We start from the raw sequence: 20248 nt of genomic DNA on the forward strand, positions 1-20248 counted from the left end.
CGGCTCAGCCTTCCTCGTCGTCTTCCCCGGGGCGCCCGAGAGCCTGCCGGAAACCGGTGTTGACGGCCAGCACCCCGCCGTCGACGCGCAGGGTCGTGCCGGTGATCCAGGCGGCGTCGGCGGAGGCGAGGAAGGCGACGGCGGCGGCGATGTCCTCCGGTTCCCCGACCCTGCCGAGCGGATACAGCTCGGACGCGATGGCGAGATCGTCCTCGCGGCCCTCCCAGGCCGTCGTGCGGACGGTGCCCGGCGCCACCAGGTTGACGCGGACGCCCCGCCGGCCCGCGTGCCCCGCCAGGGTGCGGGTGAGCGACATCAGTCCCGCCTTGGCGGCACTGTAGGCGTGGTTGCCGAAGTCCTGGATGCCGTTGACGGAGCCGATGGTGACGATGGCGCCGCGGCCGGAGGCCACCAGGTACGGGAGGGCCGCGCGGGAGCAGCGGAAGGCGCCGCTCAGTGTGATGTCGAGGTCCCTGGCCCAGTCCTCGTCGCCCTCGTCCTCGAAGAGCGGGGTGTCCGGGGTGCACCGGTAGGCGTTGTTGACCAGCACGTCCAGGGAGCCGAAGGTGTCCACCGCGTACGCCACCGCGGCCTCCACCTGGGACCGGTCGCCCACGTCACAGGTGAACGCCTCGGCGCGCCCGCCGAGTTCACGCAGCGCGGCGGCCGTCTTCTCGGCCGCCGCCAGGTCGACGTCGGTGACCAGGACCCGGGCGCCTTCCTCGACGAACCGGCGGGCGGTCGCCGCGCCGATGCCCCGGGCCGCGCCCGTGATCAGAACCCCGTGTCCCTCGAATCGCCTCATCGCAGTCATGGCAGGGAACGTACTGCCATGATCGGCGCCGCGAACAGACGTCGTACGCCCGCGATCTCGTAGGGATCCGCGGGCGTCGGGATCCCGGCTACCGGCTCCCGGATTCCGGCGCCCGCCAGCGCCACCGCCCGCGTGACCGGTTTCCTCAGCGGTACCCGGTCACGTCCGCGGGCTTCCCCTTGTCCTGGACCTCGACCATGTAGCGCCAGGCGTCGGGACGGCTGCCGTCCCGGTCGGTGAAGCCGTACTCCCGGGCGAGCCGGCCGCCGGAGAGCGACTGCCCGTTCCAGCGGGCGACGTCCGGGTCACCGGCCAGCGCGGCGACCGCGCGCCCCACGTAGAACGGCGTCTCGGAGATGGCGAAGTGCGGGACGCGTTCCTCGGCGTCGTGCCAGTTCTCCTCGGTCACGCCGAAGGCTTCGAGCATGATCTCCGAGCGCATCCAGCCGGGCGTGAGCGCGACGGCCGTGGCGCCGCGGGGGCCCAGTTCGTGTCCGAGGGCGAACGCCATGCGCAGCACGGCGGCCTTGGCGATGTCGTAGAAGAAGGACACCCGGTAGGTGTCGCGGTTGTACTCCGCCGTGCCGTCCGTCATCTCGACGACCAGGCCGCCGGGCCGGCGCAGCAGCAGGGGCAGGGCGTGGTGGCTGGTGACGGCGTGCGTCTCGACGGCGAGCCGCAGGAGGCGGAGGCCGTTGTCGAGGTCGTGCTCCCAGACGGGGGTGTCCCACTCGAAGAGCTTCTCTGAGCCCCAGATGTCGTTCACCAGGACGTCCAGGCGCCCCTGTTCGTCGGCGATGCGGGCGACGAGCGCCTCGACCTCGGCCGGTACGAGGTGGTCGGTGGGGACGGCGATGCCCCGGCCGCCCGCCGCGGTGACCAGGTCGGCGGTGTCCTCGATGGTCTCCGGGCGGTCGTACTCGGAGCGCCGGGCGCGGGTGCTCCGCCCGGTCACGTAGACGGTGGCGCCCGCGGCGCCCAGTTCCACCGCGATCCCCCGGCCCGCTCCCCTGGTCCCGCCCGCGACCAGCGCGACCTTGTCCCGCAGTGTGCCTTCCGACGGCCCTGACATGTCCGACCTCCTACCGTGGCGCACCCGGGCTGTCCCCGCCCGTGTGTCGCTCCGAGCTTCTCCCGGAAGCCGGACATCTTCTGTCAGGTATTTCGGAGCGTTGCGGCTGTGCCTCCGGATGCCTTCCCGGCGGTCCCTCCGAGGGGCCGCCGGGTCCGGCTCGTCCGGGCGACCCGTCAGTGCCCGCGGGCGATCCACTCCTCCAGGTGCGGGGCCTCCGCGCCGATCGTCGTCGTGTCGCCGTGTCCCGTCCGCACGACCGTGTCGGCCGGCAGGGCGAGCAGCCGGTCACGGATCGAGTCGATGATCGTCGGGAAGTGGGAGTAGGACCGGCCGGTCGCTCCCGGGCCGCCCTGGAAGAGGGTGTCACCGGAGAACAGGGTGCCGAGGCCCGGGTCGTAGAGGCAGACCGCGCCCGGTGCGTGGCCCGGGGTGTGCAGCACGGTGAGGTCCGCGCCCGCCGCCTCGATGACCTGCCCGTCCTGGAGCCAGGCGTCGGGCAGCCGGTCGGGGTGGGTGACCTTCCACAGCGGCAGGTCGTCGGGGTGCAGCCAGATGGTGGCGCCGGTGCGCTCGGCCAGCGCGGGGGCGGCGTCGATGTGGTCGTTGTGGGCGTGCGTGCAGATGATCGCGGTCAGCCGCCGGTCGCCGACGGCCTCGGCGATGGCGTCGGCGTCGTGCGCGGCGTCGATGACGATCGCCTCGTGGTCGTCGCCCACGATCCACACGTTGTTGTCGACGTCCCAGGTGCCGCCGTCGAGCGAGAACGTGCCCGAGGTGACGAGGTGTTCGATGCGGGCGGCCATCAGAACATCACCACCGAGCGCAGCACGTCGCCGTGGTGCATCCGCTCGAACGCCGCCTCGATGTCGTCCAGCGCGATCGTCTCGCTGACGAACGCGCCGAGGTCCAGGCGGCCCTGGAGGTGGAGGTCGATCAGCATCGGGAAGTCGCGGGAGGGCAGGCAGTCGCCGTACCAGGACGACTTGAGGGAGCCGCCGCGGCCGAAGACGTCGAGCAGCGGGAGTTCGAGCTTCATCTCCGGGGTGGGGACCCCGACGAGGACGACCGTGCCGGCGAGGTCGCGGGCGTAGAAGGCCTGCTGGTACGTCTCCGGGCGGCCCACGGCGTCGATGACGACGTCGGCGCCGAAGCCGCCGGTGAGGGCCCGGATCGCCTCGACGGCGTCGTTCTCATGGGAGTTGACGGTGTGGGTCGCGCCGAGCTTCTCGGCGGTCGTGAGCTTGCGGTCGTCGATGTCCACCGCGATGATCTTCGCCGCGCCGGCGAGGCGTGCGCCCGCGATCGCCGCGTCGCCGACTCCGCCGCAGCCGATCACGGCGACCGTGTCGCCCCGGCCGACGTTGCCCGTGTTGATGGCTGCGCCGATGCCGGCCATCACTCCGCAGCCGAGGAGACCGGCCACCGCCGGGGAGACGGAGGGGTCGACCTTGGTGCACTGGCCGGCGGCGACGAGCGTCTTCTCCGCGAAGGCGCCGATGCCGAGCGCCGGGGACAGCTCGGTGCCGTCCGTCAGCGTCATCCTCTGCTTCGCGTTGTGGGTGTCGAAGCAGTACCAGGGCCGCCCGCGCAGACAGGCACGGCACTGCCCGCACACCGCGCGCCAGTTGAGGACGACGAAGTCGCCGGGTGCCACGTCCGTGACCCCGTCGCCGACCGACTCCACGATCCCGGCCGCCTCGTGACCGAGCAGGAACGGGAAGTCGTCGTTGATTCCGCCCTGCTTGTAGTGCAGGTCGGTGTGACAGACCCCGCAGGCCTGGATCTTCACCACGGCCTCGCCGGGTCCCGGATCCGGCACGACGATGGTCTCGACACGCACCGGCTCGTTCTTGCCCGGTGCGATCACGCCCCGTACTTCCTGCGCCATGTGACTGAGCCCCTTTTCGTAGTCGACGTTCCGTCGACCGACCCTACGGTGTGACCGACCGGTAGAAGGCCAGGTGGCCCCGGCGTCCGGGGTCCCGTCGCCGACGTAGCCTGAGTGTCCCGTCTCAACTCCCGCGAGGAGCGCCGTGAGCCTGACCGACACCGCGGGGCAGGTGCCCCCGTGGCGCCTGCTGCTCGGGTACGTACGACCGCACCGCTGGGCGCTGTTCGCGGGCGCCCTGCTCGCGCTCGCCACCGGGGCGACCGGCCTGGTGCTGCCGCTGGTGGCGCGCGGGCTGATCGACGACCTGTCGCACGACCGGGCCATCGGCCGCGCGCTGCTCGGGATGGCCGCGTTGGTGGTGACCAACACGGCCGTGGGGGCGCTGGGTTCGTTCGTGCTCCGGCGCACCGCCGAGTCGGTGGTGCTCGGCGCTCGGCGCGCGCTGTCGTCGTACCTGCTGCGGCTTCGGATACCCGCGGTGGACCGCAGCGAGCCCGGCGACCTGATGGCCCGCATCACCTCGGACACGACGCTGCTGCGCGAGGTCACCACCGATTCGCTGGTCGGCCTCGGCACCGGTGGTCTCACGCTGGTGGCGACGATCGTGATGATGGGTCTGGTCGACGTGGTGCTCCTGGGCGTCACCGTGGGCGTGGTGGTGTGCGCGGGGACGGTGCTCGGACTGATCGTGCCGCGTATCAACCGGGCCAGCCGGCGGGCGCAGGACGCGGTCGGGGCGATGGGGGCCGCGCTGGAGCGGACCCTCGGCGCGCTGCGCACGGTCAAGGCGTCCGGCGCGGAGCACCGTGAGGAGGCGACCGTCCACGCGGCGGCCGAGGAGTCGTGGCGGCAGAGCGTGCGGGCCGCCAAGTGGTCCGCTGCGGCGGGCAACACGGCCGGTCTGGCCATGCAGACCGCGTTCATCACGGTCCTCGCGGTCGGCGGCGCCCGCGTCGCGACGGGCGCCATCGACGTGGGCACCCTGGTCGCCTTCCTGCTCTACGTCTTCTACCTGATGTCACCGATCCAGCAGGTGGTGGGAGCGGTCACGCAGTACCAGTCCGGCGCCGCCGCCCTCTCCCGTATCGAGGAGGCCCTGCGGCTGCCCGCCGAACCGGCCTCCCGGCCCGCGCCGCTGCCCACCCCGGGCGCCGAGCCGGCCGCCCTCGCGTTCGACGACGTCCGCTTCCGGTACGCGGACGATCTGCCGTACGTCCACCACGGGGTGACGTTCACCGTCCCGGCCCGTGGACTCACCGCGTTCGTCGGCCCGTCCGGCGCGGGGAAGACCACGGTGTTCTCGCTCATCGAGCGGTTCTACGACCCCGAGGCCGGCCTGATCACGGTGGACGGCCGGCCGCTGGAGGACTGGGACCTGCAGCTGCTCCGGTCCGCCATCGGCTACGTGGAGCAGGACGCCCCGGTGCTGTCGGGTTCGCTGCGGGACAACCTCCTGATGGGCAATCCCGAGGCCGAGGAGGGCGAGTTGACCCGGGTGCTCAGGACGACGCGGCTGGACGGTCTGGTCTCCCGGCTGCCGCGTGGGCTGGAGACGCTCGTCGGCCATCGCGGCACGAAGCTGTCGGGCGGGGAGCGCCAGCGCGTCGCGATCGCGCGGGCCCTGCTGCGCCGCCCCCGGCTGCTGCTTCTCGACGAGGCCACGTCGCAATTGGACGCCGTGAACGAGGCCGCGCTGCGGGACACGGTCGCCGATGTGGCGCGGACGACGACGGTGCTGGTGGTCGCGCACCGGCTGTCCACCGTGACGACGGCCGACCGCATCGTGGTCATGGACGCCGGCCGCGTCCGCGCCGTCGGCACGCACCGGGAGCTGGTGGCCGCCGACCCGCTCTACGCCGAACTCGCCACCACCCAGTTCCTCGCGACCACCGGCTGACCGGGAAGGGCCCGGCCGACGCAGGGAAGCCCGGCGGACCAGGGGAAGCACGGCCGGAGCAAGGAGGGGAACGGCCGGGCTGCCGGGCAGAGGAGCCGGTGGCAGCGGCCGAGAAGGAGATCCGCCCGGGCAGAGGAGCGGCCGAACCCCGAGCAGGGGAACCGACCCCGGCCGAGGAACTCGACAGGCCCCGAGCAGGGGAGCGACCCCGGCCGAGGAGTCCCGGCCGACGCCGGAGGGGCGCGGCCGGTCGACCGTCCGAGCCGGCTGAAACCGGCCGAAGGCGTCCCTGCCGACGGGGCCGCGGTCATCGTCGCGAACCGGGTCGAGGCGGCCGTCGCGCCGGACCGGATCGAGTGATCGTTCCGACGCGTTCCAAGGCTCCGGAACAGGGGATTGTCGTGCGGATCGTCGCGAATCAGCGGTGATCCACACGACACCTCCCGAACCGCCACCGTTCGCTCACGGTGAGCGATGTCCTGGAATTCCTTGGCCGGGGACCGCCTCTCCTTTAGGGTGATGCCTCCTTCCGCCACTCGGGGCGCCGTCCGCTCGGCGTGCGCCCCTCACCGCGCGGCAGGGCACGTCCCACCCGGATACACAGGCGACTCATGACGGTCAGATACGGACACCCGGCCGGGCAGGCCACCCCCGAGGACACCTCCGCGGCCTCCGTCGGCACCACCGCCGGACTGGAAGTGATCCCGCTGGCCGCCCTGCGCGCCGCGTCCCGCAGCCGCGGGACCGGTCCCGACAGGCCGCAGCGCCCCCCCTGTCACCACCTGCTGACGCTCTCCTCCGGCACCCTGCGGCCGACCGTGGACTTCACCGCCTACGACGTCGGGCCCGGCGCCTGGCTGTGGGCCCGCCCCGGACAGGTTCTTCAGTGGGGAGATCTCACGCACGCCGAGGGAACAGTGATCGTCTTCGGGCACGACGTCCCCGACCCGGCCACCGCGCGCGCGGCGGGGCTCGACGATCCGCACGCACGCGTGCTGCGCACCCCGGAGGCCGAGGACGCCGTGTCCCTGCGGGCGGCGGGCGACCATCTGCGGCACGAGTTCCAGGGCCGCGGCGGACTGCCGGCCGACGCGCACGCCGCCGTACTGCGTCATCTGCTGGACGTGCTGATCCTGCGGGTGGCCCATCTCGGCACGCCGGGCGACCCGGACCAGGAACCAGGGGAAACCTTTCTGCGGTTCCGTGCCGCGGTCGAACGGGACTTCGCGCGCACCCGCCGCGTCGACGACTACGCCGTCGCTCTCGGCTACTCGACGCGGACGCTGTCCCGGGCGACCCTGGACGCGGTGGGGGTCGGCGCCAAGGAGTTCGTCGACCGCCGGGTCGTCCTGGAGGCGAAGCGGCTGCTCGCCCACACCGATCTGGCGGCCGCCCGTATCGCCGGCGGGCTGGGCTTCTCCAGCGCCACGAACTTCGCGAAGTACTTCCACCAGCGGGCCGGTCAGGCCCCGATCGCGTTCCGCACGACGGTCCGGGGCGAGGGGCCGTCCGGGGTGTGAGTCCCGGACCCGCCCCGCTCGACGACTCCGGGCCCGAGCACTCCCCCCGTGGACACGGACAGCCGCACGCACGGCGGGCCCCCGCGGAACGTCGTCGTTCCGCGGGGGCCCGCCGCCGTCGCGCCGGAGCCGGCGCACACTGGCTCGGCTAGCTCTCGATGCCGCCGAGCAGCCCGGTGACGGGCGCGGCGAGGTCGGTGACCTGGTGGAGCTGGTTCAGGTCGTTCAGCCCGTTGAGGCCCTTGAGCTGCGCGGAGGGCCTCGGGAGCTCGGCCTGGTGCTCGGCCGGGATGTCGCTCAGGGCGAGCGAGTCGAGCGTGGCGATGGGGTTCAGCTTCCCGGCGTCGTGGGCCTCGGAGCCCGCCGCGGCCGCCATCGGGGCGGCGAGTCCCGTGACGCCGATGGCGAGACCAACGGCGGCGGCGATACGTCGTGTTGAGATCATGCTTTCAGCAACGGCCACGGACCCCGCGCGGACACGGCCCGCCCGCCGGGCTCACCCGAGAGGCGCATCACGGGGGCCCGCGTTTGCCGTCCGCCCCGAGGCGGAGGAGGCTCGTTACAGAGGCCCTTCGCGGCCGGCTCCTGGCCGGTCGCGGACTTCCCGAGGAGGTCACCATGGGCACAGCGGCAGCCCCCGCCTTCGACACCGAAGCGCTGCGCCGGGGCATCGAGGGAGACAGGGCGGCAGATCTGCTGTCGCTCTACGCCGACGACGCGGAACTGCGGGTCGTCGACCGGAACACCCAGCCCAGCCATCCGATGGTCAAACACGGTCGTGCCGAGATCGGCGCCATGCTCGACGACGTGTACAGCCGGGACATGACGCACAGGATGGACCAGTGCGTCGTCCAGGGCGACCACGTCGCCTTCACCGAGTCCTGCGAGTACCCCGACGGGGTCCGGGTGATGAGCACGTCGATGATGTCGCTCCGCGACGGCAAGATCGTCGACCAGACGCTGGTACAGGCATGGGACGAGTAGGAAGGAACTGGCCGAAGGTCCAGATCAGGTCGAGTCTGAACTGGACCTTCTCGGCGAGCGCGGGGATGGGCCGCTCCAGGCCCACCCGGACGCGGCGCCGGCCGGTCTCCGCGGCGGGCCTGCGGGTGTCCGCCTCCCTGCTGGACTCCCTCCTCAGGGCGGCGCGTTCACAGCAGCCGCCCGGGCCCCCGCGGGCCGTCCGCCGGCTGCGTATCCGACGGCGGTGAGCCCGGCCTCGGCGCCCGCGGACGGCGATCCGGGGTGCGCAGATCGGCCCGATGCCCCGAGGACCCGGGGACCCGACAGCGACCGCCGTGCCGTCGAAGCGGACCGTCACAACGACCCGTCCGCCCGAGGAGTCGGCGCAGGGAGTCAGCGCAGCCAGGCGGAGTAGGACATCACGTCGCCCTTCTTCACGCCCCACTCGGGGTCGCCCCGGGTGACGGTGTCCTCCAGGCCGAGGACCGTTCCGGTCGCCGGGTCCAGAATGAGCATCCGGCGGACCGAGTGGGTCCTGTCCGCGTAGACGTACGCCTGTCCGGGGCGGCCCAGCCGGTCGGTGACGGCTCCGACGGGGCGCAGGTCCGGGGCGTCGGCGAGGACGCGGGTGAGGGCGGCGGTCTCCCGGCTACCGAGCGTCCAGTTGTCCAGCAGCGTGCCGACGGCGTCGAGGAGGCCACCGGTATCCATGGCGTCGAGGCGGTCGATCTCCTCCAGGTAGGCACGCAACCGCCGTGTGTCGTGCGGGGGGCGGGCGCTCGGCGGGGCGTCGCTCCAGCTCGGCGGGTACGTCCGACGGCTGATGACATGGCCGTCCTCGACCGTACGGGGGACGGGGTCGGCGTCGGTGACGACGGGCTTCCCGGGGTGGCTCGGGTCGGTCGCCACGACGAGTTCCGTGTGACTGTCGTCCGCCGCCCAGCGCACGACGCGTTCCTCGGGCAGGGTGACGGGCGGCCGGGCTCCGGGCCCCGAGGTCATGCTCAGGCTCCAGGTCTGCACATGGGTTCCCTGGCGGAGCCCGCGTCGCGCACCCTGAGCGGCGGCCCGGTCGGCGAGCACGTCCAGGGGCAGCGGGGCGGAGCCCGTCTCCACGACCAGGGGGCGCGGGGCGGCGACCGCGGGGACGGTGGCGGGGCCGGACAGGGTGAGGGCCAGGACGACGGCGCCGACGGCGGCCGCCGCGGTGACGGTCCAGGCCCAGTCGCGGGGGCGGCGCGGCCGGAGGGCGTCGAGCAGCGGGCCGAGGCGGGGACGGCGTCCGGTCCTGGCGGGCTGCGCGCGGCCGGTGCGGGTCAGGACCTGGAGACGGTGTTCGGCCCTCGGGTCGAGCGGGCGGTCGTGGAAGCGGGGGTCGTCGGCGGGCACCGGGTTGGCGCGGCGCAGCAGGTCGAGTTCGTCAGCCATGGCCGTCTTCCTTCGGGGTGTCGCGGCGGGGCGTCGCGGGGCCGGCGGCCACGCTGATCCGCAGGCCGTCTATCTCGGCGGCGAGCCGGCGGCGGGCGCGGTGCAGACGCATCGCCGCGGCGCGGCTGCCGCAGCCGAGCGCGACGGCGATCTCGTCGACACCGAGTTCCTCCCAGGCCGTCAGGCGCAGGACTTCCTGGTCGGACGGGGCGAGCCGGGCCAGCGCCTCGTGCACCCAGTCGGCGGGGGAACCGGCGTCGGGGCCCTGGACGACGTGCTTGCCGTGCGCGCTCTCGTCGTTGCCGATCCGGTCGAGGAGCCTACGGCGGCGCCCGTAGCCGCGTACCGCGTTGGCCAGGCAGTGGCGGGCCACGCCGTACAGCCAGGGAAGAGGGATGGCCGGCAGGTCGTTCCGCCGTCGCCAGGCGACGGTGAAGACCTCGGCCACCACCTCCTCGACATCACTGCTGCGGCCGTCCAGTCGCCGCGCAACATAGCGGCTGACCGCCCAGTAGTGCTCGCGATAGGCAGCGGCGAAGCTCTCGTCGTCGCTCATGATCGGTAGGTGTCCGGCACGTCCTCCATGGTCACACCCGTGTGATGTGACGCTCGTCGCAGGGCTTCAGTGTGACGGCCGTGCGGGCGCCGGACACAGGCGGGGCATGGAGAGCAACACTGACACGGCGCTGCCCGCGCCCCCTCCGGTGCGCGTACGCCGCCGGGGAACCGCCGCGGTGAGATGGCTGACCACCACGGACCACAAGACGATCGGAACGCTCTATCTGGTCACGGCGTTCGGATTCTTTTGCCTGGCCGGGGTGATGGCACTGCTGATGCGCGCCGAACTGGCGCGACCCGGGCTGCAGATCATGTCGAACGAGCAGTTCAACCAGGCGTTCACGATGCACGGCACGGTCATGCTGCTGATGTTCGCGACGCCGCTGTTCGCCGGGTTCGCGAACTGGATCATGCCGTTGCAGATCGGTGCGCCCGATGTGGCGTTCCCCCGGTTGAACATGCTGGCCTACTGGCTCTATCTGCTCGGTTCGCTCATCGCGGTCGGCGGGTTCCTCACCCCGCAGGGCGCGGCCGACTTCGGCTGGTTCGCGTACGCCCCGCTGTCGGACGCGGTGCACTCGCCGGGTGTCGGAGCCGACATGTGGATCATGGGGCTGGCCTTCTCCGGCTTCGGCACGATCCTCGGTTCGGTCAACTTCATCACGACGATCATCTGCATGCGGGCCCCCGGCATGACGATGTTCCGGATGCCGATCTTCGTGTGGAACGTGCTGCTCACGGGTGTCCTCGTGCTGCTCGCTTTCCCCGTTCTCGCGGCGGCGCTGTTCGCCCTGGAGGCGGACCGGAAGTTCGGTGCCCACGTGTTCGACGCGGCGAACGGCGGGGCCCTGCTCTGGCAGCACCTCTTCTGGTTCTTCGGTCATCCGGAGGTGTACATCATCGCGCTGCCCTTCTTCGGGATCATCAGCGAGGTGATCCCGGTGTTCTCCCGCAAGCCGATGTTCGGGTACATGGGACTGATCGGGGCGACCATCGCGATCGCCGGTCTGTCGGTGACCGTGTGGGCGCACCACATGTACGTCACGGGCGGTGTCCTGCTGCCCTTCTTCTCGTTCATGACGTTCCTGATCGCGGTGCCGACCGGCGTGAAGTTCTTCAACTGGATCGGCACGATGTGGCAGGGTTCGCTGTCCTTCGAGACGCCGATGCTGTGGGCGGTCGGCTTCCTGGTGACCTTCGTGTTCGGCGGCCTGACGGGGGTGATGCTGGCCTCTCCGCCGATGGACCTCCCCGTCTCGGACAGCTACTTCGTGGTGGCGCACTTCCACTACGTGATCTTCGGGACGGTCGTGTTCGCGATGTTCTCCGGATTCCACTTCTGGTGGCCCAAGTTCACCGGCCGGATGCTGGACGAGCGCCTCGGGAAGATCACCTTCTGGACGCTGTTCATCGGCTTCCACGGCACCTTCCTCGTCCAGCACTGGCTGGGTGCCAACGGCATGCAGCGCCGGATCCCGGACTACCTGGCGGTGGAGGGGCTCACCACACTCAACACGGTGTCCACCATCTCGTCGTTCCTGCTCGGCATCTCGTTCCTGCCGTTCCTCTACAACGTCTGGAAGACCGCCCGCTACGGGGAGAAGGTCGAGGTGGACGACCCGTGGGGGTACGGCCGTTCCCTGGAGTGGGCCACCTCCTGTCCGCCGCCCCGCCACAACTTCCGCGTCCTGCCGCGTATCCGGTCGGAGTCCCCGGCGTTCGACCTGCACCATCCCGGGATCGCCGCCGCTCAGGCCGTCCGCTCGGAGGCGGCGTCCGGGCAGTTGCGGTGACGGCCATGGACGACCGTCCGGCGACGGCGGACGCCCTGATCAGGGAACTGGAGGGTCATCTCCTGGTCGCGGCGGTACGGGCGGAGGGCCGCGCCGAGGCGGTGCGCTTCGCCGGCTCGCTGGCGTGGCTCACGGACAGCCAGCGCGACGAGGTGGAGACCCGGTTCGAGGAGGCCCACCTCGCGCTCGCCCGGCTGTCCTGGGAACGCACCGCCCGCCGGGGAGGGGAGCTGCGGGCCGAGTACGAGGAGCGGTACCGCGCCCTGCGCAGACGCTGGTGCGCGGCAGTCCTTCTGGGCGCCGCCCTCGCGCTGGCGGCGCTGGCGCTGACGACCGTCCGGGTCGGGTGACCCGGGTTCAGTCGCGGGCCGGGACCGCGCCGGCGACGGGCTCCTCCGGGCGCAGCAGCATCGGGGAGGCCAGGTCCACCAGGTCGTGCAGGAGCGCAAGATGGGTGGTGTCCCCGCCGAGTTTGTCGAGGAGTCCGTGCGCTCCGTCCCGGAAGCGGATGAGGTCCTCCTCGTACGGGCGGAGCACGTCCGGTGCGAGCAGGACCGTGGTGAGTGCGGCACGGGCCTCGGGTGAGTGCCGTGCGTCGGCGTGCAGCCGCAGGACCTCGTCGGCGCCGTCGGGCGCGGCGTTGTCCAGGGCGCACGCCAGCAGGTAGGTCACCGTGCCGTTGGCCAGGTCCTCGTTGCGTCCGGTCAGGATGTCGTGCTGGTCGTTGAACAGCTGCCACAGGATGCCGAAGGCGTTGCCGAACTCCCGCCACAGTTCGACTCGTTCGTCGGTCCGGCCCGCCAGCTCGGCGGCCATGGCGGTGACCATGCTGAACGGCGCCCCGGACTTTCCGAGATAGGCCGCGATCACCGCCTCGCGCGTGGCGGCCCCGACGTCCGCGCGCAGGTCCCTCAACTGCCCCTCGCTCGCGTTGATCCAGCACCGCACCACCTCGGCGGACAACGGACCGCGGGCCGCCTCGGGGATGCGCGGGGACTGAACGACGAGCAGGGGCAGCATGGTTCCGCCGATGACGGTGGCGAGCAGCGCCTCGCTCTCGTCGAGACTGCCGGCGGCGGAGGCGGCCTGGCCGTCCGCGAGGTCGTCCAGGTAGCACGCGGCGGTCCACCACAGGTCGCTGACGACGGCGAGCGGGACGGCCGGCCCGGGCGCGCCCGTCTCCACGCCGTGGACGATCAGCGGCAGCACGCCGAGGGGGTAGGTGAACGTCCGGTTCTCCAGGAGTTCGGCCACCACCGCCCGGACCGACCCGGCGGACGCACCCAGCAGACCGAGCACGGCCTCCCGCTCCGCCCGGATGTCCGAGGACATCTCACGATGCAGATCCACGTACGACATCACCTGCACGGGCCCACCCCCCAGCGCCGAGATTAATCGAGCACTGATTCGATCATTCGGCATCATCGGGAGCTAGGGCGAATTTGGGCCATGGCCGATTTCTTGTGCCCGGTCCCCTGCGTCACCGGGCGGGCGGCCTCCGATCCCGCTCCGGCTTCGGCCGATCCGCCGTCGATCCACGACGCACAGGGGCCCGCCCGGGGTCGTGACGGCCGTGCGACCGCCATACTGACCGTCGTGCGAGTAGCGATCATGACCGCGGGTTCGCGGGGCGACGTGGCACCGTTCACCGGGCTCGGCCACGGCCTGGTGCGGGCCGGGCACGACGTCACCCTGGTGACGCACGGATGCTTCGAGCCGCTGGTCGCCGGTTCGGGGGTCGGCTTCCACGCGCTCCCCGTCGATCCCCGCGCCGAGCTGGAGTCGGCGCGCGGGCAGCGGCTGCACCGCAGCGTCACCGGGGTCGGCAAGATCGTGCGGCTCGTCGAGATGGCCCGGGCCCTCGTCGGCACCCTGACCGAGGACCTGATCGCGGCCGCCCGCCACAGCGACGTCCTCCTGCTGTCCGGCTCACTGGGGCCGCTCGGGCTCGCCGTCGCGGAGGGTCTCTCCCTGCCGAGCATCGGTGTGCATCTCCAACCGCTCTCCCCCACACGCGAGTTCGCGCCTCCGGTCATGGGCGTCCGATCCCGGGGGCCGACCGTCAACCGGGCGGCCGGGACCGGGGTGAGCCTGGCCGTGGAGCGGGTCTACGCGGACACCGTACGGACCCTGCGCGCACGGCTCGGGCTGCCGCCGCTCGGCCCCCTCGCGGCGCACCGTTCCCGTGAGGGGCGCAACTGGCCCGTCCAGCACGGCTTCAGCCCGCTGGTCGTGCCCCGGCCGCGCGACTGGCGGCCCGGTCTCGACGTGTCCGGCTACTGGTGGCCCCACGACCGTCCGGACGCCCAACTCCCGGACACGTTGCGGGATTTCCTGGACGCCGGGCCACCGCCGGTCTTCGTCGGACTGGGCAGTGCCACCGTCCCCGATCCCGGGCGGCTGAGCACCGAGGTCGTGCGGGCCCTGCGGGCCGCCGGGCTGCGCGGTGTGATCCAGCGGGGGTGGGGCGGACTGCACGCCACCGGCGACGACATGATCACGGTCGGCGAGGTGCCGCACGCGCTGCTCTTCCCCCGCGTGGCCGCCGTGGTCCACCACGCCGGAGCGGGCACGACGGCCGCCGGGCTGCGGGCCGGCGTTCCCGCCGTGCCGGTGCCGGTCCAGTTCGACGAGGGCTTCTGGGCCGCCCGGCTCGTGTCCCTCGGCGTCTCGCCGGGTGGATTCACGCTGCGGGGGCTGCGCGCCGACCGGTTGGCGGCGGCTCTCGTGCGGGCGACCACGGAACCCGCGTACCGTCGGCGCGCCCAGTCCCTGGCGGAACGGCTGCGCGCCGAGGACGGCGTCGCCCCGGTCGCCCGGGCCCTGGGCCGGCTGGGGACATGAGCGGACCGCCGGGCCCTCACGGGCCCGGGCGGCCGGACCGCTCGGCTCCTCCCACTCGTCAGCCACTCGTCCTGCGCGTCACGTGCAGCAGATACTCCTTCCGGTCCAGCGGGTTCATGTCCGTCCGCGGGCGGTCCGGGATCGCGCCGTGCGCGACGGGCGCGTAGTGGTCGAAGGCGCATTCCAACTCGCCCTCGCCCCGCGTCAGTCCGGGGAGGAGCTGCTCCAGACCATGTGTCTCCATGACGGGCAGGACCCCCTCCAGAACACAGGTGGCACCGAGCATCCGCGTGGTCTGCGGCACGGCACGCTGCCGGGCCAGCACCGGCAGCACGACGGCCAGCGTGTCCGCGGGAGCCTCCAGCCGGAAGCGGTTCATCGGCTCGTTCACCCTGCTGCCGGCCGCCCGCAGAGCGTCCATCAGCACCAGCGGGGTGAGCCCACGGAAGTCGGCGCCCGTGCTGGACATGCTCTTGTCGAAGCGCTGGTGGGCGTGGCTCTGGCGCGGTGAGTACCCCGAGTGCGTCATCGTGACCGTGCAGTCGGTGACCTGCCAGCCGTGCACACCCTGCCCCAGTGTCTCCTGGACGGTGTCCTCGACCGCCTTGAAGAACGCGTAGGGCATCGAGCCGAGTTCGACCTCCAGCCGGAAGGAGACACCCGATCCGACCGGCGCCGCGTCGACACGCAGCCCGACGGTCGCGAGGAAGGGGTTGGCGTCCTTCTTGTTGAACTCGACCGCCGCGCCCGTGCCGACCGGCCGTTCGACGCAGAGCGGGGTCGTCTCGCGGAACACCACGTCGATGCCGAACTCGTCCTCCAGCGTCGCCTGGATGACCTCCTTCTGCACCTCGCCGTAGAGGGAGACGGAGACCTCCCCCCGCACGTCGTCCTGGCGGAGGTCGATCAGCGGGTCCTGTTCGGCGAGTTGGGTGAGCGCGAGATGCAGTGCTCCCCTGTCACCCGTACGGCGGGGGGAGACCACCGTCTCCAGGGTCGGCGGCGCGAAGTGGTGCCCGTCGGCCGACGAGGTCCGTGCCGCGCCGAGGGTGTCACCGATCCGCACCGCGCCGAGTCCCCACAGCCGGGCGATGCGCCCGGCTGTCACGGACTCCGCCCGGACGTCCGAGCCCCCGTCGAAGACGCTGATCCCGGTGACCTTCCCCTCCTCGCCGCCGTGGAGCGTGAGCCGGTCGCGGGTGCGCAGGGTGCCGGAGAAGAGGCGCGCGTACGCGATCTTCTCCCCGGCCGCTCCGCGCTCCACCTTGAACACGGTTCCGGAGACGGGCGCATCGGCGTCCGCCGTGGCCGCCGGGAGCAACTCCCTTACACCGGCGATCAGTTCGGGGACGCCGGCGCCGGTCGTCGCGGAGCCGAAGAAGACCGGGTGGACCTGGGCCGCCCCGGTCTGCGCGACGAGGGCGGAGCGCAGCCGGCCGTACGACATGCGGTCCTCGACGTACGCGGCGAGGAGTTCCTCGTCGTGGTCGGCGAGCGGGTCGAGGAGGTGGGGGCGTAGCCGGGCGGCCGGGTACGGGGTGAAGTACGCGGCGCGGGTGCCCTGTTCACCGACCTCGCCCATGGGGACGACCGCCGGGGTGAGCCGCTCGGCGATCCGCTCCAGGACGTCCGCACAGCGCGCGCCACGGCGGTCGATCTTGTTCACGAAGATCAGGGTGGGGATGCGCAGCCGCTGCAGGGTGCGCATGAGGACGCGGGTCTGGGCCTGTACGCCCTCCACGGCCGAGACGACGAGGACGGCGCCGTCGAGCACGCCGAGGACCCGCTCCACCTCGGCGATGAAGTCGGGGTGTCCGGGTGTGTCGATGAGGTTGACGGTGGTGTCGTCGACCGCGAAGGAGACGACGGCGGATTTGATGGTGATGCCGCGCTGCCGCTCCAGTGCGGACGAGTCGGTCTGTGTGCTGCCGTCGTCGACGCTGCCGATCTCGTCGATGACGCCGACCGTGTGCAGGAGGCGCTCGGTCAGGCTCGTCTTACCGGCGTCTACGTGCGCGAGAATTCCCAGGTTCAGCAAGTGCACCGCGTGTCATGTCCTTCGAAATGGGAGTGGTTCCTTCCTGGGGGGACATGAACGGTGCGCGCATGGGTGTGCTCCTCGATTCGGTGCCGGTGAACGCTTCCCTCTCACTCCAGCAGGCGGCACCACCCGACAGCAACGCATTTAACGCTCGCCCGGCGGTCGTCGGCGGCCGGTCGGGGCGAGGCCGGTGGCCGGCCGGGAGTCAGCCGGTGCGCGGGGGCAGCCGGTGCAGGGTCACGTCGGTGAGCCGACTGTCGTCGGTCACCGTCGCGGTCATGTACGTGCGGTGCGGCTGCCGGCGCCGGTCGGTCGGCGAACCGGGGTTCAGCAGCCGCAGGCCCTCCGGCGCGGTGGTGTCCCAGGGGATGTGGCTGTGGCCGAACACCAGGACGTCGAGGTCGGGGAAGCGCTCCGCGCAGCGCCGTTCGCGGCCCTGGGCGGCGCCGGTCTCGTGCACGACGCCGAAGCGCAGGCCGCCCAGGTCGGCACGGGCGATCTCCGGGAGGCGGGCCCGCAGCTCGGGGCCGTCGTTGTTGCCGTACACCCCGATCACCCGGCGGGAGCGGGCCTCCAGCAGGTCGAGGGTGGCGGTGTCGACCCAGTCCCCCGCGTGGATCACGACGTCGGCGAGCGGGAGCTCGGCGAGCAGCGGCGCGGGGAGTTCGCGGGCCCGCTTCGGGAGGTGGGTGTCGGACAGCAGCAGAAGGCGCACCCTCCCAGCGTGTCACCCGGGCCGTCAGTCCAGCGAGAGTTCGCTCCAGACCTGCTTGCCGCCGCTCACCGGGACCGTGCCCCAGGTGTCCGACATCGCCTCGACGAGGAGGATGCCGCGCCCGCCGGTGGCCTCCCAGCCGATGCTCGTCGGTTTGATCGGGGTGCGCGCCGAGTTGTCCGCGACGGCGATGCGCAGCCGGCGGTGGATGAGGGTGAGGTCGAGCCTGACCTGCCCGTCGGTGTGGACCAGGGCGTTGGTGACGAGTTCCGACACGATCAGCAGGGCGGCGTCCGTGTGGTCGGCGACGCCCCAGGTGCGCAGCGCCCGCCGGGTGTAGCGGCGGGCGTGCCGGACCGCCTCGGGGACCCGCCAGACGGTCCAGCTCTCGCGCAGCGGCAGGACGTCCATGCCGTCGAAGCGCATCAGGAGGAGGGCCACGTCGTCCGAGCGGTTGGCCTCCGTGAGCAGTTCGTCCGCCACCAGACCGAGGTGGGAGGGGTCGGAGCCGGCCAGGCCCACCGCGAGCCGGTTCAGGCCGTCCTCGATGTCGACCTCGACGGACTCGACCAGGCCGTCCGTGGTCAGCGCCAGGATGGTGCCGGGCTGCAGCCGGAGCGGGCTCATGGGGAAGTCGGTCTGCCGGACGACGCCGAGCGGCGGGCCCGGTTCGGATACGGGGACCTCGGTTCTGCCGTCCGGGTGACGGAGCACGGGCGGGAGGTGTCCGGCGCGCACGTACCAGGCGGAGCCCTCCTCCATGTCGACGTCGACGTAGCAGCAGGTGGCGAAGAGGTCGGTCTCCAGATCCAGCAGGAGCCGGTTGGCCAGCGAGACCACCACGTCCGGCGGGTGCCCCTCGACGGCGTAGGCGCGCAGGGCGGTGCGCATCTGGCCCATGAGCGTGGCGGCCGAGGCGTTGTGTCCCTGGACGTCGCCGATGACGAGGGCGACGTGGTTGTCCGGCAGCGGGATGACGTCGTACCAGTCGCCGCCGACGTCGAGGCCCGAGGTGGTCGGCAGATAGCGGGCCACGGCGACCGCTCCTGGCAGCTTGGGCAGCCGGCGCGGGAGCAGGGTCCGCTGGAGCATGCCGATGAGTTCGTGCTCGGCGTCGAAGGCGTGGGCGCGGACCAGTGCCTGTCCGGCGAGGCCGGCGGAGGCGGTGAGCAGGGCGCGCTCGTCGGGGCCGAAGTCGTGCGGGGCGTCCCAGCCGATGAGACAGGCGCCCGCCATACGGCCGGCGGCGGGCAGCGGCAGGACGGCCAGCCCGCCCGGGCCGACGCCGGCGAGCGCGGGTTCCAGGGGTGCGCCCGCGGGCCAGATCGCCGGGCGGCCCTCGTTGAGGGCGGCCTCGAGGGTGGGCATCGAGCGGACGGGGGCGTCGGGCCATTCCGAGCGCCATTCGGTGCGCCACAGTTCCGGCCAGGAATCCGGCTCGGGCGGGTCGAGGACGGTGACGACGAGGCGGTCGCCCTCCAGCTCGGCGAGGGCGATCCGGTCGGCCTGGAGGGGCCCTCGCAGGGCGTCGACGACCGCCTGGCCGACGTCACGGACGGTGCCGGCGGTGGCGAGGGCCGAGGCGAGCCGCTGGACGCGGGCCACGTCGTTCAGGCCGGAGCGCAGCTTGGAGGCGTCGGAGACCGTGCCGACGAGCCGGGCGGGGCGGCCCTCTCCCGAGGGGAGCAGTCGGGCGCGCAGCCGGAGCCACTGGTGTCCGCCGGAGGGCTGGAGGATGCGGAACTCCAGCTCGCGCTCGCCGAGGGACATGTGGTCCGGTTCGACCGCGGACATCAGCGAGGGCAGGTCCTCGGGCACGGTCATCGACAGGAGCGTCTCGACCTTGCCGTCGAAGTCCGCGGGGTCCAGTCCGAACAGGTCGAGGACCTCGTCGTCGACGTCGACGTGTCCGCTGTCCATGGAGAGGGTGAACGAGCTGGCGGGCAGGTCGTCCGCGTCGTCGGGCAGCGGGGTGGGCGGGCAGACCACGGCCTCGGCGAGCATCGCCAGGCAGTCCCGCTCCTCGGGGCCGAAGCCGCCGGTGCGCTCGGTGACGGCGACCATGCAGCCGTTGTCCCGCAGGGGCAGCACGGCCAGGGAGAAGTCCTGGGAGGGCAGCCGCCGGGCGTCGGCGCAGCGGGCGACCTCGTCCGGTCCGAGCCAGCTCGGGTTCCCGGTGCGCAGCACCTCGGCGGCGGGGGACGTGCCCGACAGGGGGTAGCTGTCCCGCAGGCCGTACAGCGTCCGGGGTACGCCCGCGGACTCGGCCAGATGGAGTTCCTCGCCGTCCGCGCTCGGGGCGTAGGCGGCGGCGACGGAGGCACCGCAGAAGACGAGTGCCTGTTCGAGCAGCCGGTGCAGCCGTTCGCGGGGGTCGAGGTCCGCGGTGAGCGTCTTCAGGGCGATTTCGGCGCGCGAGGTTCGCGTTTCGCGTTCCGTAGCGCCCTCACTGACCACGTCCGTCATTACAGCGCTTCCGGGGCTCCGGCGCAGCCCCTGTGACCGTTCCGAACGCGTCGGGCCTGCGCAGGGGCCTCACCCGCGTGCCTGGTCGAACCTCTGCCGGACGGATGCGGGGGTGCCCTACGCGGGCGTACGGCGGAGTGGTCCGGCCCTCCCGCCGGAGGGCCGGACCGTCCACCACCGGCCGGAATCCCTGTTCCCTTGGCCGGATCAGTGGCCCCGCGTCACCGGGGGCACCGGCGGCAG

General features: G+C 72.5%; 17 protein-coding genes. 6 read left to right on the forward strand and 11 right to left on the reverse strand.

Features of this window, described 5'->3' with window-relative positions:
* Window positions 1–4 precede the first annotated feature (4 nt).
* The 4 genes from OG406_RS06440 to OG406_RS06455 form a co-directional block, all read right to left on the reverse strand.
* Entirely contained in the window at window positions 5–814 is an 810-nt protein-coding gene (locus OG406_RS06440; protein ID WP_266617897.1) for an SDR family NAD(P)-dependent oxidoreductase, read from the reverse strand.
* Window positions 815–959: 145 nt separating this feature from the next.
* Window positions 960–1886 (reverse strand): SDR family oxidoreductase, encoded by a 927-nt coding sequence (locus OG406_RS06445; protein ID WP_266617895.1) that lies wholly within the window; start codon window positions 1884–1886, stop codon window positions 960–962.
* Window positions 1887–2062: 176 nt separating this feature from the next.
* Window positions 2063–2692, reverse strand: coding sequence for an MBL fold metallo-hydrolase (locus OG406_RS06450; protein ID WP_081220701.1), 630 nt, complete (start codon window positions 2690–2692; stop codon window positions 2063–2065).
* Window positions 2692–3777, reverse strand: coding sequence for an S-(hydroxymethyl)mycothiol dehydrogenase (locus OG406_RS06455; RefSeq protein WP_329184618.1), 1086 nt, complete (start codon window positions 3775–3777; stop codon window positions 2692–2694). The genes OG406_RS06450 and OG406_RS06455 overlap by 1 nt, the downstream gene beginning before the upstream one ends.
* 145 nt (window positions 3778–3922) lie before the next feature.
* Here OG406_RS06455 and OG406_RS06460 point away from each other — a divergent pair, with 145 nt between their 5' ends.
* Window positions 3923–5677, forward strand: a complete 1755-nt coding sequence (locus OG406_RS06460; protein ID WP_329184620.1) for an ABC transporter ATP-binding protein — start codon at window positions 3923–3925, stop codon at window positions 5675–5677.
* 611 nt (window positions 5678–6288) lie between these two features.
* Window positions 6289–7197, forward strand: coding sequence for a helix-turn-helix domain-containing protein (locus OG406_RS06465; protein WP_329184622.1), 909 nt, complete (start codon window positions 6289–6291; stop codon window positions 7195–7197).
* Window positions 7198–7345: 148 nt separating this feature from the next.
* Here the strand turns inward: OG406_RS06465 and OG406_RS06470 are convergent, their stop codons facing one another.
* Complete coding sequence (locus OG406_RS06470) at window positions 7346–7642, reverse strand: hypothetical protein (protein ID WP_081220696.1); 297 nt, start codon at window positions 7640–7642, stop codon at window positions 7346–7348.
* Between the two features lie 173 nt (window positions 7643–7815).
* Between OG406_RS06470 and OG406_RS06475 the strand changes: the two genes are divergently transcribed.
* A complete protein-coding gene (locus OG406_RS06475) occupies window positions 7816–8181 on the forward strand; it encodes a nuclear transport factor 2 family protein (RefSeq protein ID WP_164372151.1) in 366 nt (121 codons plus the stop codon).
* A 372-nt stretch (window positions 8182–8553) separates the two neighbouring features.
* Here the strand turns inward: OG406_RS06475 and OG406_RS06480 are convergent, their stop codons facing one another.
* Window positions 8554–9588 (reverse strand): CU044_5270 family protein, encoded by a 1035-nt coding sequence (locus OG406_RS06480; protein WP_329184625.1) that lies wholly within the window; start codon window positions 9586–9588, stop codon window positions 8554–8556.
* Window positions 9581–10144, reverse strand: coding sequence for an RNA polymerase sigma factor (locus tag OG406_RS06485; RefSeq protein WP_329184627.1), 564 nt, complete (start codon window positions 10142–10144; stop codon window positions 9581–9583). The genes OG406_RS06480 and OG406_RS06485 overlap by 8 nt, the downstream gene beginning before the upstream one ends.
* Window positions 10145–10250: 106 nt before the next feature.
* Here OG406_RS06485 and ctaD point away from each other — a divergent pair, with 106 nt between their 5' ends.
* A complete protein-coding gene (ctaD, locus tag OG406_RS06490) occupies window positions 10251–11939 on the forward strand; it encodes an aa3-type cytochrome oxidase subunit I (protein WP_329184629.1) in 1689 nt (562 codons plus the stop codon).
* A 5-nt stretch (window positions 11940–11944) separates the two neighbouring features.
* Window positions 11945–12289: a hypothetical protein gene (locus OG406_RS06495; RefSeq protein WP_329184631.1), complete on the forward strand. Its 345-nt coding sequence runs from the start codon at window positions 11945–11947 to the stop codon at window positions 12287–12289.
* 7 nt (window positions 12290–12296) lie between these two features.
* Here OG406_RS06495 and OG406_RS06500 read toward each other — a convergent pair whose 3' ends face one another.
* A complete protein-coding gene (locus OG406_RS06500; RefSeq protein WP_329190669.1) occupies window positions 12297–13298 on the reverse strand; it encodes a polyprenyl synthetase family protein in 1002 nt (333 codons plus the stop codon).
* A 252-nt stretch (window positions 13299–13550) separates the two neighbouring features.
* Here OG406_RS06500 and OG406_RS06505 point away from each other — a divergent pair, with 252 nt between their 5' ends.
* Entirely contained in the window at window positions 13551–14783 is a 1233-nt protein-coding gene (locus OG406_RS06505; RefSeq protein WP_329190672.1) for a glycosyltransferase, read from the forward strand.
* Window positions 14784–14841: 58 nt separating this feature from the next.
* On the opposite strand, the gene OG406_RS06510 is transcribed toward OG406_RS06505, so the two are convergent.
* The 3 genes from OG406_RS06510 to OG406_RS06520 all read right to left on the reverse strand — a co-directional run bounded on the left by OG406_RS06510 (window position 14842) and on the right by OG406_RS06520 (window position 20005).
* Window positions 14842–16827, reverse strand: a complete 1986-nt coding sequence (locus OG406_RS06510; protein WP_329184634.1) for a translation factor GTPase family protein — start codon at window positions 16825–16827, stop codon at window positions 14842–14844.
* A gap of 202 nt (window positions 16828–17029) precedes the next feature.
* Window positions 17030–17539, reverse strand: a complete 510-nt coding sequence (locus OG406_RS06515; protein ID WP_266617879.1) for a metallophosphoesterase family protein — start codon at window positions 17537–17539, stop codon at window positions 17030–17032.
* A gap of 24 nt (window positions 17540–17563) precedes the next feature.
* Entirely contained in the window at window positions 17564–20005 is a 2442-nt protein-coding gene (locus OG406_RS06520; protein ID WP_329184638.1) for a SpoIIE family protein phosphatase, read from the reverse strand.
* Window positions 20006–20248: the final 243 nt, after the last annotated feature.

The organism is Streptomyces sp. NBC_01428 (genome assembly GCF_036231965.1).
In the GTDB taxonomy this organism is placed as follows: Bacteria; Actinomycetota; Actinomycetes; order Streptomycetales; family Streptomycetaceae; genus Streptomyces.